Here is a 14,830-nt window from a genome sequence, read left to right on the forward strand (position 1 = left end):
GAAAACCCAACAGGGGCGAAATGACTGAATCTTTAGATTTACTTAAAGATTTTTTTCCCCCAGAAAAGCTAGAAACTATCGACAATAAGGTTAAATATGTCCAGGTATGATTCCCATTTACGGTGTTCTTTTTGTGGCAAATCTCAGGAACAAGTTCGCAAGTTAATCGCAGGCCCTGGGGTCTATATCTGCGATGAGTGTGTGGAACTTTGTAATGAAATCCTGGAAGAAGAGTTTTCAGAAAGGGCTGGAAATAAACCACAACCGGGTCTAGGTGTAGAAACTAGACCATCTCCTTCCCAGCCGAGACTAACACCCCTAACAGAACTTCCTAAGCCAGTGGAAATCAAACAGTACCTGGATAAGCACGTCATTGGCCAAAACAATACCAAAAAAGTCTTATCAGTGGCAGTCTACAACCACTACAAGCGTCTTAGTGTAGATGCGGGAAACATTAGCAATCAGGACTTTGACGAAACACAAGGCTATAGCGACGAGCAGGTAGAATTACAGAAATCGAATATTCTACTAATGGGACCGACTGGATGTGGTAAAACTCTCCTAGCAGAATCTCTGGCTAAACTCCTGGATGTTCCGTTTGCGGTGGCTGATGCTACTACGCTGACAGAAGCTGGCTATGTGGGAGATGATGTAGAAAATATCCTACTGCGGTTGCTACAGGTAGCTGATTTCGATATCGAAGCAGCACAGCAGGGAATTATCTATATAGACGAAATTGATAAAATTGCCCGCAAAAGTGAAAATACCTCTATCACGCGAGATGTTTCTGGGGAAGGGGTACAACAAGCTCTGTTGAAAATCTTAGAAGGAACTGTGGTTAATGTGCCACCCCAAGGGGGAAGGAAGCACCCCTATCAAGATTTTATCCAAATTGATACGAGCAAGATTCTGTTTATCTGCGGCGGTGCTTTTGTGGGTCTCGATAAGCTGGTTGAACAACGGATGGGTAAAAAGTCCCTGGGCTTTATTCAACCAGGTGTTAAGCCAGGAGAAGAGGTGCAGAAAACATCTGTGGACACGACGGAAATTCTCCAAAATGTGGAACCTCAAGATTTGGTGAAATTTGGCTTGATTCCTGAGTTTATCGGTCGGGTTCCAGTCCTGACTGTGATTTCACCTCTGGATGAGGAGGCGCTGGTGAAAATCTTGACTGAGCCTCATAATGCTTTGGTTAAGCAGTATAAACAACTGCTGAAAATGGATAATGTCTCTTTGGAGTTTGAACCTGATGCTTTAATTGCGATCGCTAAAGAAGCCTACCGACGTAAAACAGGGGCTCGTGCGTTGCGCGGGATTTTGGAAGAACTAATGTTAGAGGTAATGTATGAGTTACCCTCCCGCAAGGATGTTAACCGCTGTGTGATTACTAAGGAAATGGTGGAAAAACGGTCAACTGCAGAGGTTCTCTGGCATCCGGCTTGGCGACGCCAGCACGAATCGGCTTAAATTAAATATACCGAAAATTGTCCGGTTAGGATTCATAGCTACTGTGGTCAGAGTCAGAGGGCGAGTTGATAAATCTTCTCGCCCTTAGATGTGATTAGTGGTGGAACCCACCCCCCGCGCGATCGCATCTATTATCAGTTGAGTCTGTGTGCGCCGTATCGTAACAGCATATCTAAACTAGCCAATCGATTTTGCCAACTTTGGACTTGGTAGGGTTTTTCCCTAGCATGGAGGGTCATATAACCGTTAAATTGAGATTGAAAAGTAGCTAATTCTCGTTGAGCGCGACTCAAGGCTTGAGGATTGGGGGACTCAGCCAAATTTTGCAAAGCCTGTGCTAAAACCTCTGCTTGGTTTCTAAAGCTGTTTAGTTGAGATTCCCTGATCCAGAGTTGGTCATTAGCGAGGAGAAAACTCCACTCTCGCTTGAGGGCTAAATAGCGATCGCTGGCAGCTTTGAGAGGCTGACGATAGGGGATAATGGGGCTGTGGTTTCCGCCATTATTTTGAGTGCGACGCAAAAATCCCTGTAAGTTGCTATCAATAGTTTCCACGGCAAAAATGGAATAGCCGCCACTAGGTAAATCTCGGAGGGCTTGAATTTGGTCGATCGCCACCACATTAGGAATATCCAAAAGTTTGACGGAGGGGGCGATTAAAGTAAGCCCTAACTGTTGTGGTCCGGTGAGAGGTTGAGTAATGCGCTGTAGGCGATTAGTATCGAGGGAATAAGTCATAGGGACTAGCAAATCAAGATATCCTTGACGCGCCCAAACTTCCCAATGTTGTTGAATTTTGGCAATGCGTTCAGTTTCCGGGTGTGGAAACACCGCCGCCGAGAGAATGACATTCGGATAATTAGTGCTTAACAGTTGTCGGACATCGCGGACAAAAGATGTCACCTGATCAGAGCGAAATTGTGTCCACTGTTGCCATAATACCCCATCACGGGGAGTCAGAGAAATGGGGTCAACTCCAGTTAAATCTCTAAACTGGGTTCTGGAGGCTGTACCATAGCCAAAATTAAAATTTCGGTTAGCATCCTGAAAAGGATAGCGGATATAGTCGAGATGAATGCCATCAACCTGATAATTGTGGGCTATTTCTCCGACCAAACGTAATAGATAACTGCGGACTTCCCGGTTAGCTGGATCTAGGTAAGCCTTGCGATCGTTTTCATGCCAAGTCCGACCCTGGTTATCCAAATTAGCCCATTCCGGGTAAGCGGACAACACAGGACCTAAATAACTGTCAGGTTGTCGCAAGAGGGCATTGTGTCGCTGATTAGCGATCGCAAATACCCAAACCCAGGCGTGTAATTCCATACCCCTAGCTTTTGCTAGTTTCACCGCCGCAGCTAAAGGGTCCCAACCGACGGTCAAAGGATTCTGGGAGGGTGCAACTCGCGAGGGGTAGATAGTATATCCGGCGTTGACAGTTTCAAAAAATACGGTATTAATTCCGGCATCTGCCAAACGGTCAAATATTTGGGCGAGTCCTGCTTCTCCTCTGGCCGCGACGATTGTACCACGATCTAGCCAAACTGCCCGAATTTCTGCACCCGATCGCTCTCCGTCGGTGGGGTAATTTTCCCACAATTTTTGACGGGCATCTAACCATAATCTTCTGGCAGCTACCCAATTTTGGGCGGCTACCAATTCGGGAAACTGTTTAATCGCTTGTTGGGCTAGGGCGATCGCATTTTGTGTCCTTGATGGTATAGAAGATGTGGCGTGTCTAGCAATTGTAGTCACTGGATTTTTCGGTTCAGCCGAAGCTATCTGCAAGTTAATGGGGGTACTACCAGAAGCCGAAGCTATAACAGCATTTTCAAACCTACCCAACAGATTCTCTAATTCTTCCCTCATCAAAATGGCGGTAGTGTTATCAATGGGGTCGTTACCCGGTTTGACCTCTAACCCTGCTGGCGCTGATTGTTCCGAGGGGTCTGTAAATAATTGCAGCAAAGAAGGACGGGGGTTGACTGAGGCTAGGTTGGGGTTACTAACTCGATTAGCTGGTGGGGGGGTTTGAATAGTTGTCCGGGACGCTGTATTTGACTGCTGAGGGGGGGTTTGAATAGTTGTCGGGGACTCACTAAGCCGCCGGGGTGGCGCTGGTTGTATGGTGTGATTTTGGCGGGCTACAGAGGATTGTGGGGGACTGCTAGCCCCAGTGTAACGATTAATAGCAGCCTGTAACCAAGCTGTATCTACTTCTGGTGACTCTCCGCGTCCCCAATGCCATCCTAAATAAATAGCCTGGGTGGTCGCAATAGCGGCGGCGGAAGCGCTGCTACCCTGCCAAACTCCGGCGGTGTAGCTTTCTTGGGTGGCGGGAATTAATACCCCACCTGCTACGGTTCCACTGGTGTTCACTGTGGCGGCCCACTCTGTTATATTACGACAAATCTGATCTTGACAGCGATCGCTTTGAGAAATCGGCGTGGCTGGGTTACTCAGGGGAAAAGCCCAATAAGACCCGATTAGGGTTCTTAGTCTTTCACGCGCTAAGGGAGTTGAACGGTTCCCCACTGTCCCACTGGCTATTAAGCGCCCTCCCTGTTGTACCCATTGTTCTAATATACGAATTTGGTCTGTGGTCATTACTTCCACATTGGGAAGAAATAATACTCGCAGTCCCCGTAATGCTTCCGCGCTATTGAGATTATCTATATCAATGGTTTGATAGTTGATGCGACTGCTTTGTAGTCGGCTTTCTACACTATTCCAGTCTGCTGTCGGTAATGGGGAACGTACTACTCCCAAAATTGTTTCGGCTTTCACTGGTCCAGGAAACCAGGCGGAGAGATTAATTATAATACCAGTCAGAATGGCTGTGAGTGGGTACTTTCGGGAAGATGCCATGGGCTGTTAAGTAGTTGGTTATTGTATGGAGCGAAAATCCGATCGCAATCGAGATAGGTTGTTTATGCAGTTACACCCCCAGAAACCCTAAGTCAGGGCGATTATCCCCCCTAATGGGGAAGAGCAGAAATCCTGATTCATTCTACAACTAAAGGCGATCGCCATGAATTGATCAATCCACCCATTTGGGAGACTCACCCCGATTGAGTTGTTGGGTTTATTCGTTCCCTGGGTTCAGGGCGTGAGCAAATCTATGTATAGCCGCCACATTAGATATTACCGCCAAAGCTATCAGTAGGGGGAAAATTTGCCCGGTTAATAATCCTACAATAATCAAAACTGTTCGCACAGCCCGGCTACCAATACTAGCGATACTGCTGCGACCTAATGATTCACTTTTGGCGCGGATATAGGGAACCATTGTAGTTCCCAAAAGTGCTATTAATCCCACGACTAAGTTATCCCTAGGGTTATCTAAGATTAGGGCTGATATTATCAAAAAATCCACATAGCGATCTAAGACACTATCCAGTAAGTTTCCCGTATCGGAAGCGATACCCCTACTCCGGGCTAGGTCTCCATCCAAACAGTCTAGTAACCCACTAATTACTATGGCTACAACTGCCCAAAGATAGTAATGTTTTAAGATTAAAAAACCTGCCAACCCGCCGCCAATCAATAAAGAAGTCCAGGTGATGCCGTTGGGGGTTATCCAAGACACATTAATCAAGACTTTGGCGATTTTGAGCGTGAAAAATTGCAGGATTTTGTCTAGGGGAGATTGAGGGGAAACGATGGAATTTTCGGGAAGTTCCGAGGTCTTTTCGTAGACGGTATCTGACATATTTTGATGGTTGATAAATGTTTTGTTATCAGCCAATAAGTATCACATTAGTTGGCAGAAGTCAATCATAATCAGACACTGACTCAGACATGGCTAGGTATTTAAGGATGAAAGACACGCGCCAAATTGGGTAGGACTTCAACTTTAATGGGGGCTGAGGAAATAGGTTCCCCGTCTATGGCTAAAAATTCTCCATCTTGGGGGTCTAGGTGAAAACCTCGCAGCTTATAATATTCGATTCCTGGGATGGCTAGATGCTGTCCTTTATTGCACAATAAAAAAGCCTTAATTAAGTTGAATTTAGAGATACCACGCCGCACTAATAAAACATCTATATTTCCATCTGTGGGGTGAGAGTGAGGTGCGGGATTAAGATTATAAGCCGCCCAGGGAACATTCATCGCCCATAACAGTATATAATCATCCTCAATTATAAGGGGAGATTCACAGTCGGCAGTAATTAGCGATAATTTGCCTCGATAATGACGCAGTTTCCAGATTTCCCATAGTGCATAAATGTCGGTTTTTAAAGAACCCAAAAACCGCAGATTATCCGATTTGATATCGACGGCAGCAATTAATCCCCAGGCTATGGAGAGAATGCTATAATAAAAGCGATCGCTTTCGCCTTCGCTTTGTTGGACTCCCAAGATATCCAGGGGTTGAATATTGCCTCTGGTGATGGCAATGGTAGCATTGATATGATTATAGGTTTCTCCAGCTTCTTGTAGCAGGGTTTTACATAAGCCATTACTGGTACCGGCGGGGATGATTCCCAGAGGTGTTTTAATGGCTTTTTCCCAGTCTTGACGGTTCATTAAGCCGTTAATTACCTCATGAATGCTACCATCTCCCCCCACAACTACTAAGCCATCAATTGAGGATAAATCCATATTTTTGACGCGGTTTTGGAGGTCGCCAGCATGACGGGTGCAGGTGACATTAAAGGCGGTGTTATGGTGTGCTAAAATGGGTTTTATTTGCTCAAATATCTGTAAGGATTTACCTTTACCGCTGGCGGGATTAATGAAAATCTCTAATCGTTGAGGGGAGGGGTTTGGGGGTTGATTTGACCAACTCATTTTCTGATGATTCCGGGAATTAATTAAAGGCGATCGCCTAATTTATATATTATCATATTATCATAGTAATTTATCCCAAAACCTCGCCGGATAAAATGTAAACCTCCGGGGCGAATTGGGGGATTAAGTATAGTTAAAAAAATCACAAATTTATGAGAGGATTTCCCACGTCAAAAAAATCTTCCATCCAGAGAGAACCAAGCAAGGCACCTTGATTTATAAACTCTTTGACTCCCTGCATATCTGCGGTTTTTTTAGCTTGAGTAAAACCCTGGCTATCTCGATAAAGTACCCATAACTCTTCTGGCTTTAGACTATTTACAAAAAATGGAGAATGGGTAGTTACCATTAATTGAGTATTAGCAGAAGCTGTCCGGCATTCTTCAGCCAGTTGTGGCAATAAAACCGGGTGTAAGTGATTTTCGGGTTCTTCAATGCCGACTAATTGAGGAGGTTTTGGGTCATATAATACAGTTAAATATGCCAATAGTTTTAAAGTTCCGTCTGAGGCAAATTTGGCGAGAATTGGATGAGAAAAAGGTGCGTCTTTTATTTGTAATAACAGACGACCATCTGGCATAATTGATGCTTCTACTTTTTCTAAGCGAGGAATTCGGGAAGATAAAGTTTTTAAGATTTCCTCTAAACGCTGGGGATGTTGTTCTTTTAAATATTGGATAACATTGGGTAAATTATTCCCCGTTGTGGATAATCTTTCTTGGGTTCCTGCTTCGGGAATGCTGCGGGTATTGTCGGCGGTTAAATAGGATAAATACCATCCGGTGATGAACCGCCTTAAAGCACTAACCCGGGGATGTTTGGCAAATTGCCCCAAAGTATTAACCGCTAATAATTCCGGGGAGTCAAGTTGTTCCGTGATTCTTTCGTCTTGTGGGTCTGGCATTTCCCCACTGATGACTTGTCCTTCCCCATTTTTAAAGTCCAAAAAACGGAAGGGTTTACCTTGTCCTCCTCGTCGCCAATGCAGCCATTCTTCGGCGATAAAAGGGCGATTATTTTCTTCATTGATGGCGAGATGATAGGTAATTAAAGGTGAGTCGGAGGTTTCTCGGTATTTTAATTCAATCACAATGCAGCCTTGACTATCTCGGGTGCGGAGTTCTCGAAATCTCCCCCGTCTATCCCAGGCTTTGCTGAGGCTTTCGGTAAAGCATTCAGATAGAAAGGCAAACACATCAAAAATTGTGGATTTGCCACTGCCATTGGGACCTAAAAATACGGTGAGGGGAGTAATTCTTTTTAATTCGAGATTTTGTAAGGCGCGGTAATTTATAACTTTGAGATATTCGATTTTGGGAATTGTACTCATAATTTCGCTGCTAAGACCTACTGCTAACTATAGCGGTGGGTCGGGGAATCCGCAATTGATAATAGTTGGGAAGAGTTTGTCAGGGTTTCCAGATGGTTGGATTGATGGGACTGTCCACCGGGTCAAGGGTTCCGATGTGGATTGATTAACTCTGGGGGTCTGGGGGGTTTCCAGAAGGTTTTTGGTCATTACTATCAATTAGTGCCGAGTTGAGCCATACTTATCAAGAGTTGTAGATGTGACCGAAGAATACACCAGCAAAACCTGTACTCACTGTGGTCATGTCCATTCCCAGCTAGGTGGCTCAAAAGTGTTCCGATGTCCGGAGTGCGGGTTCACTCTACCACGGGACTGGAACGGTGCTTTTGGAATCTTTCTAAAAGCTTTGCGGGATACCGCCTCTGTTACCTTAACGGGTAATAGTGCTATCGTCGCATTGTCCGGGAACAACCGGAAAAATGTCGCGTAAATGTATCAGACAGGAAAAGGAGAATTTATGACGCAGCCTCTTATCCCTATCGATCAATGTCCAATTCAGATTGAGGACGATCGCACAGGTACAAATGTGGAAACTCTCAAACGGGCTTTTGCAGATAACCTGTTTTATCTTCAGGGTAAGTATGAGTCCCTGGCTACCCAGGATGACTTTTATATGGCTTTGGCTTACACTTTGCGCGATCGCCTCCTGAGTCGTTGGCTAAAGACCATGAAAACTTACATGGAGAAAGATGTTAAGGTAGTTTACTACCTCTCCGCTGAGTTTCTCATGGGTCGCCACATGGGTAATAGTCTGATTAACCTCCATCTTTATGATCGGGTACGTCAGGCCGTCGAAGAGTCTGGGTTAGACTTGGATGAAATCCTCGAACATGAACCCGACCCCGGCTTGGGTAATGGCGGTTTGGGGCGGTTAGCCGCTTGCTTCGTCGATTCCTTGGCTACTCTGGAAATTCCCGCTGTGGGTTATGGTATTCGCTACGAATTTGGGATTTTTACCCAGGCGATCCGCGATGGATGGCAAGCAGAAGTCCCTGATAAATGGTTGCGCTTTGGTAATCCTTGGGAAATTGCCCACCCTGACCAAGCCGTTGAGGTGAAATTGGGGGGCCATACCGAAATGTACCATAATGAAAAGGGAGAGTATAAGGTTCGTTGGATTCCCGCTAACCGGGTAGTCGGGATTCCCTATGATACTCCCGTTCCCGGTTATGATACTAATACGGTTAATCCCCTGCGTTTGTGGCGGGCTGAGGCTTCTGATGATTTCAATTTTGATGCCTTCAATGCTGGCAACTATGATGGCGCGGTCGCTGAAAAAATGCGATCGGAAACTATCTCTAAGGTGTTATACCCCAACGATAACACCCCCCAAGGTAAGCAATTGCGACTAGAACAACAGTTTTTCTTTGTTTCTTGTTCCCTACAGGATATTATCCGCACTCACCTACTGCGACATCCTAGCCTGCATAATCTTCATGATACCGCCGCTATCCAACTTAATGATACTCACCCGGCAGTAGCGATCGCTGAAATGATGCGATTGTTAATGGATGAACATGAGATGGACTGGAATACCGCTTGGCGGGTGACTCAAAAGACCTTCTCCTATACCAACCATACCTTACTGCCAGAAGCTCTGGAAAAATGGTCTGTGGGTTTGTTTGAATATCTACTTCCCCGCCACCTAGAGATTATCTATGAAATTAACCGCCGCTTCTTGGAGGACGTTAAACGCTGGTATCCTGGTGATGATAATTTGATCAGTCGTCTTTCTCTGATTGATGAGTCCGGCGAAAAGTATGTCCGTATGGCGAATTTGGCTTGCGTCGGTAGTCATGCTGTTAATGGCGTGGCTGCATTGCATACCCAACTCCTTAAACAAGACACTCTCCGGGATTTCTATAAGTTGTGGCCCGGAAAGTTCATTAATAAGACTAATGGTGTCACTCCCCGACGCTGGATTTTGATGTGTAATCCTAAACTCGCTGAACTTTACAACTCGAAAATCGGTGAGGGTTGGTTGAAAGACCTTAGTCAACTCAAGCAGTTGGAAAAATATGTTGATGACCCCGATTTCTGTCAGCAGTGGCGAGAAATTAAGCTGCACAATAAGCGACAGTTAGCCCAATATATCTGGGAACATAACGGCATCGAAGTTGACCCCCATTCGATGTTTGATATACAGGTGAAACGGATTCATGAGTACAAGCGTCAGCATTTGAATTTGCTGCATATTATCGCCCTGTATAATCAGATTAAGCAGAATCCTGACCAGCATATTGTACCCTGTACTTTTATCTTTGGTGGTAAGGCTGCCCCCGGTTATTTTATGGCGAAGTTGATTATCAAGCTCACTAATTCCGTGGCTGATGTCATTAACCATGATCCTGATGTTAGAGGTCGCTTAAAGATTGTTTTCCTCAACAATTTTAATGTTTCTTTGGGTCAGCGTATCTATCCGGCTGCCGATTTGTCTGAACAAGTTTCTACCGCTGGAAAAGAAGCCTCTGGAACCGGAAACATGAAGTTTGCTATGAATGGCGCGATGACTATTGGCACCTTGGATGGTGCTAATATTGAAATCCGCGAAGAAGCAGGCGAGGAAAATTTCTTCCTGTTTGGTTTGACCGCACAGGAAGTCGCTGATACTAAGGCGAAAGGTTATAATCCCAGGGATTATTATAGCAGTAATCCGTCCCTGAAAGCGGTAATCGATCGCATTGCTGCTGGCTATTTCTCCCACGGTGATAAAGAGCTGTTTAAGCCTTTGGTTGATTCCCTGATGTACCATGATCAGTATATGCTTTTTGCTGATTATCAGGCTTATGTGGACTGCCATAAACAGGTCTCCAAAACTTACAGTGATCAGGATAAGTGGACTCGGATGTCTATTTTGAATGCACTGCGGATGGCTAAGTTTTCTAGCGATCGCACTATTCGAGAGTATTGTAATGAAATCTGGAATGTGCAGCCTGTACCTATTGAGATGGAAGAATACAGCCAAGAAAATGCTGGTTTGAATCTCGGTAAATAACTACATTCTCGTGGGTGTTTGGGGCGGCTACAAGTCGCCCTTTTTTCGTTCACAGAACTATCGCCGCCTTAAATTATGTCCCACTGCTGAAAGTCCATATAACTGCTCTGGTTGCCTTCTTGTCTGTGTAGTCGCTGGGAGAATTAGCACCAGAGTTTTAAAAAAAAGCGATCGCCTTAGTCTGCTATAAAAATTAACGATACAGTCTAAAGTACAAATCAGCCAACCATTATAGGGAAGTTTATGTCAGAGCAAAAATTTGGTGTCATTGGTCTAGCGGTCATGGGTGAAAACCTCGCCCTAAATGTCGAACGCAATGGCTTTCCTGTCGCTGTTTATAACCGCACCAGTGCCAAAACTGATGAGTTTATGCAAAAACGCGCCCCAGGAAAAAATGTCAAACCCGCCTACAGCCTCGAAGAATTTGTCCAGTCCCTGGAACGTCCCCGGCGTATCCTCGTCATGGTCAAAGCCGGTAAACCTGTCGATGCCGTCATTGACCAATTGAAACCCCTGTTGGATCAGGATGATATGATTATCGACGGGGGAAATTCTCTCTATGAGGACACAGAGAGGCGCACCAAGGAACTCGAAGCTACTGGTTTAGGGTTTATGGGTATGGGTGTCAGTGGTGGCGAGGAAGGCGCATTATGGGGTCCTAGTTTAATGCCCGGAGGAACCGAGAATTCCTATCAGGCCCTTGAACCCATTTTAACTAAAATTGCCGCTCAAGTTGATGACGGCCCCTGTGTCACTTATATTGGCCCTGGCGGTGCCGGTCACTATGTCAAAATGGTTCACAACGGCATTGAATATGGCGATATGCAGCTGATCGCAGAAGCCTATGACCTCCTGCGTAATGTCATTGGCTTGAATGAACAACAGCTTTATGAGGTCTTTGCTGAGTGGAACACCACCGATGAGTTAAACTCTTTTCTGGTTGAAATTACTGCCGATATTTTTAAGCAAAAAGACCCCGAAACTGGCAAGCCTCTCGTTGACTTGATTTTGGACTCGGCTGGACAAAAAGGAACCGGACGCTGGACCGTCGTTAGTGCTTTGGAGTTGGGCGTTTCTATCCCTACCATTACTGCTGCTGTGAATAGCCGGATTATTTCTTCCTATAAGGATGAACGGGTAGCCGCCTCTCAGCAATTGCCGGGACCTAGTGCTAATTTTGATGGCGATGTTAGCGCTTTTATTAATAAGGTTCGTGATGCCTTGTACTGCTCGAAAATCTGTTCTTATGCTCAGGGTATGGCGCTTATTGGTAAGGCTTCTCAGGAGTTTAATTATCATCTGAATTTGGGCGAAATTGCCCGCATTTGGAAAGGTGGCTGCATTATTCGGGCGGGATTTTTGAATAAAATTAAGCAGGCTTATGACCAAAATCCACAATTGCCTAATTTGCTACTTGCGCCCGAGTTTAAGCAGACTATTCTTGACCGTCAGTCCGCTTGGCGGGAAGTTCTCGTCACTGCCAATACTATGGGTATTCCCGTCCCGGCTTTTAGTGCTTCTTTGGATTATTTTGATAGTTATCGCCGCGTGAGTTTACCTCAAAATTTAACTCAAGCACAACGAGACTATTTTGGCGCTCATACTTATGAGCGTATCGATAAACCCCGGGGGCAGTTTTTCCATACTGAATGGACTAATGTTGATTAATTCTCAGGTTTAGTCCCTTCGTGATTAACTGAGTTTTCCCTCACCCACAAACCCCCCACCTCTGGGGGGCTGCTTTATGCTATAAGGTGGCTATACATTCTATTTGCACTCGTGCATTTTCCGGGAGTTGCGACACCGCTACACAGGTACAAATTGGCAGATTTCCATCGGTGAAATAGCTAGAGTAAACGCTATTCATGCGATCGCTTTCCTGCAAGTCTACCATAAAAATCGTCGTTTTCACCACCTTAGACCAACCTACTCCCGCCGCCGTTAAAATCGCGCCAATATTATCCATCACTCGCCGCGTCTGGTCGGTAATTTCGTCATCACATAACATAATATTTAGGCGGGGGTCTATCGCTATTTGACCCGCAATATATATACAGCCATTAATGATAACTGCTTGGTGAGGACTATTAGGAGATTTCGGCGCGTTTTCTGTATTAATAAATTCTGCCTTAGTCGAGTTTCCCCCAGACTCCCCCCCTTCCACAATCAAATCATCATCGAGGTCATAAACTTCACCGTCTGGCATAATTGCGCCAATGATTTGAGCTTCTTGATAGTTAGTTAGGTACAAATTGGCATCAGTTAAATTGGCTCCGACAAAACTCGCATTTTTAACTTTGGCTTTCATTAGATTAGCTGTTTTGATGTTAGCTTGCTTGAAATTAGCCCCCTCTAAACAAGTCTCTCTCAAGATGGCTTCCTCTAGATTTGCCATTTTAAAATTACATTTTTTGCAGTTAGCTGCAGCCAAGTTGATGCGGAATCCATAAATGCCAGAAAAATTACATCCTTCTAAATCCAAATACGACCAATTTATGGAAAACATTTTACTACCAGAAAAATTAACATTTTTGATTATAGCTTTAGCCATGTTAATATCATCAAATCGACTAGATTCCTCGAATTGAGCCCCGGTTAAATCTGCCCCAGAAAAATCTATGGTTTGCAAATCAGACTTGATAAAACAGGCGTTAGTTAAGTTGGCATTAACAAATTGTACGGATTGGAAAGTTGACCCACTAAAGTTACAATTCTTGAGATTAGCATGATCAAAGGTCATCTCTTGAAAGTCAGAGTTGCTTAAATCAGCACCTTCTAAGTTAATCTCACTCAAATTACATCCTTTCCAAGTAGTATAAGATAAATCGACTCCGGGGAAGTCGCGTTCACCTAGTTTGTATCTGTCAAACAATTTTTGTGCTTCCATTTTCAGTTAGTCCTGGTAGATGTGGTTTTGACCCTATCCCAGAGTAGATATCTGCTGGGTATCGCACTATCAATTATATCTGATTATACGCCAATAGTGCATTTTTTAGGTGCTGGCTATACATTGGATTTGGACTCGGGCATTTTCCGGGAGTTGCGACACGGCTACACAGGTACAAATTGGCAGATTTTCATTTGTGAAATAGCTAGAGTAAACGCTATTCATGCGATCGCTTTCCTGCAAGTTTACCATAAAAATGGTGGTGGTCACCACCTTAGACCAACCTACTCCCGCCGCCGTTAAAATCGCGCCAATATTATCCATAACTCGCCGCGTCTGGTCGGTAATTTCGTCATCACATAACATAATATTTAGGCGGGGGTCTATCGCTATTTGACCCGCAATATATATAAAGCCATTAATGATAACTGCTTGGTGAGGACTATTAGGAGATTTCGGCGCGTTTTCTGTATTAATAAATACTGCCTTAGTCGAGTTTACCCCAGACTCCACCCCTTCCACAATCGAATAATCATCAGGGTCGTAAACTTCACCGTCTGGCATAATTGCGCCAATTATTTCAGCTTCTTGATAGTTAGACGCATAAACATAAGCATTAGTTAAATTGGCTCCGATAAAACTAGCATTTTTAACTTTGGCTTTCATCAGATTAGCTTTTTTGAGGTTGGCTTGCTTTAAATTAGCTCCCTCTAAACAAGTGTCTTTTAAGATAGCATTTTCGAGAATTGCCATTTTAAAATTGCAGTTTTTGCAGTTAGAATTAGCTAAGTTTATGCAGGTTCCATTGATGCGAGAAAAATTACAGCCTTCTAAATCAAAAAGCGACCACTTTATCCCAGTCATATTAATGCCAGAAAAATTGACATTTTTGATAATAGCTTTAGCCATATTAATATCACTAAATCGACTAGATTCCTGGAATTGAACCCCGGTTAAATCTGCCCCAGAAAAATCTATGGCGCGCAAATCAGACTCGATAAAACAGGCGTTAGTTAAATCGGCATTAACAAATTCTACGAATTGCAAAGTTGACCCACTAAAGTTACAATTCTTGAGATTAGCCCTATTAAAAGTCATATTTTTAAAGTCAGAGTTGCTGAAATCAGCACCTTCTAAGTTAATCTCACTCAAATTACATCCTTGCCAAGTAGTATAAGATAAATCGACTCCGGGGAAGTCGCGTTCACCTAGTTTGTATTTGTCAAGCAATTCTTGTGGTTGCATTTTCAGTTAGTCCTGGTAGATGTGGTTTTGAGCCTATCCCAGAGTAGATATCTGCTGGGGATGGCACTATCAAT

General features: G+C 44.3%; 9 protein-coding genes and 1 pseudogene. 4 read left to right on the forward strand and 6 right to left on the reverse strand.

The genetic code is table 11. The features are described 5' to 3' along the window. Window positions 1–96 precede the first annotated feature (96 nt). Entirely contained in the window at window positions 97–1,467 is a 1,371-nt protein-coding gene (clpX, locus tag ACTIE0_RS10855; protein WP_006669296.1) for an ATP-dependent protease ATP-binding subunit ClpX, read from the forward strand. A 134-nt stretch (window positions 1,468–1,601) separates the two neighbouring features. Here clpX and ACTIE0_RS10860 read toward each other — a convergent pair whose 3' ends face one another. From ACTIE0_RS10860 to ACTIE0_RS10875, 4 genes are all read right to left on the reverse strand, one after another. After that, on the reverse strand, window positions 1,602–4,334 hold the full coding sequence (locus tag ACTIE0_RS10860) for a family 10 glycosylhydrolase (protein ID WP_006669297.1): 2,733 nt from the start codon (window positions 4,332–4,334) through the stop codon (window positions 1,602–1,604). Between the two features lie 217 nt (window positions 4,335–4,551). Then, a complete protein-coding gene (locus ACTIE0_RS10865; RefSeq protein ID WP_006626183.1) occupies window positions 4,552–5,178 on the reverse strand; it encodes a CDP-alcohol phosphatidyltransferase family protein in 627 nt (208 codons plus the stop codon). 101 nt (window positions 5,179–5,279) lie between these two features. Continuing rightward, complete coding sequence (locus tag ACTIE0_RS10870) at window positions 5,280–6,260, reverse strand: diacylglycerol kinase family protein (protein WP_006626184.1); 981 nt, start codon at window positions 6,258–6,260, stop codon at window positions 5,280–5,282. 142 nt (window positions 6,261–6,402) lie between these two features. Next, window positions 6,403–7,590, reverse strand: a complete 1,188-nt coding sequence (locus tag ACTIE0_RS10875) for an AAA family ATPase (RefSeq protein WP_006626186.1) — start codon at window positions 7,588–7,590, stop codon at window positions 6,403–6,405. Window positions 7,591–7,819: 229 nt separating this feature from the next. Here ACTIE0_RS10875 and ACTIE0_RS10880 point away from each other — a divergent pair. The 3 genes and pseudogenes from ACTIE0_RS10880 to gnd all read left to right on the forward strand — a co-directional run. Continuing rightward, window positions 7,820–8,059, forward strand: a pseudogene (locus ACTIE0_RS10880) (zinc ribbon domain-containing protein); the annotation flags it as partial. 27 nt (window positions 8,060–8,086) lie between these two features. Beyond that, a complete protein-coding gene (locus tag ACTIE0_RS10885) occupies window positions 8,087–10,624 on the forward strand; it encodes a glycogen/starch/alpha-glucan phosphorylase (protein WP_006669298.1) in 2,538 nt (845 codons plus the stop codon). Between the two features lie 243 nt (window positions 10,625–10,867). After that, the gene (gene gnd / locus ACTIE0_RS10890) at window positions 10,868–12,292 is read left to right on the forward strand and encodes a decarboxylating NADP(+)-dependent phosphogluconate dehydrogenase (protein WP_006669299.1); all 1,425 of its coding nucleotides are present in this window, start codon (window positions 10,868–10,870) and stop codon (window positions 12,290–12,292) included. 79 nt (window positions 12,293–12,371) lie between these two features. Here gnd and ACTIE0_RS10895 read toward each other — a convergent pair whose 3' ends face one another. Then, window positions 12,372–13,511, reverse strand: coding sequence for a Rid family detoxifying hydrolase (locus tag ACTIE0_RS10895; protein ID WP_439516897.1), 1,140 nt, complete (start codon window positions 13,509–13,511; stop codon window positions 12,372–12,374). A 105-nt stretch (window positions 13,512–13,616) separates the two neighbouring features. After that, entirely contained in the window at window positions 13,617–14,756 is a 1,140-nt protein-coding gene (locus tag ACTIE0_RS10900; protein ID WP_439516898.1) for a Rid family detoxifying hydrolase, read from the reverse strand. Between the last annotated feature and the right edge of the window lie 74 nt (window positions 14,757–14,830).

Origin of the sequence: Limnospira sp. (assembly GCF_051859755.1) — a bacterium.
Classification (GTDB): domain Bacteria; phylum Cyanobacteriota; class Cyanobacteriia; order Cyanobacteriales; family Microcoleaceae; genus Limnospira; species Limnospira fusiformis.

Coding starts and splice junctions, on each gene's coding strand:
- clpX (WP_006669296.1), top strand. CDS start 97: ATGTCCAGGTATGATTCCCATTTACGGTGTTCTTTTTGTGGCAAATCT.
- ACTIE0_RS10860 (WP_006669297.1), bottom strand. CDS start 4,334: ATGGCATCTTCCCGAAAGTACCCACTCACAGCCATTCTGACTGGTATT.
- ACTIE0_RS10865 (WP_006626183.1), bottom strand. CDS start 5,178: ATGTCAGATACCGTCTACGAAAAGACCTCGGAACTTCCCGAAAATTCC.
- ACTIE0_RS10870 (WP_006626184.1), bottom strand. CDS start 6,260: ATGAGTTGGTCAAATCAACCCCCAAACCCCTCCCCTCAACGATTAGAG.
- ACTIE0_RS10875 (WP_006626186.1), bottom strand. CDS start 7,590: ATGAGTACAATTCCCAAAATCGAATATCTCAAAGTTATAAATTACCGC.
- ACTIE0_RS10885 (WP_006669298.1), top strand. CDS start 8,087: ATGACGCAGCCTCTTATCCCTATCGATCAATGTCCAATTCAGATTGAG.
- gnd (WP_006669299.1), top strand. CDS start 10,868: ATGTCAGAGCAAAAATTTGGTGTCATTGGTCTAGCGGTCATGGGTGAA.
- ACTIE0_RS10895 (WP_439516897.1), bottom strand. CDS start 13,511: ATGGAAGCACAAAAATTGTTTGACAGATACAAACTAGGTGAACGCGAC.
- ACTIE0_RS10900 (WP_439516898.1), bottom strand. CDS start 14,756: ATGCAACCACAAGAATTGCTTGACAAATACAAACTAGGTGAACGCGAC.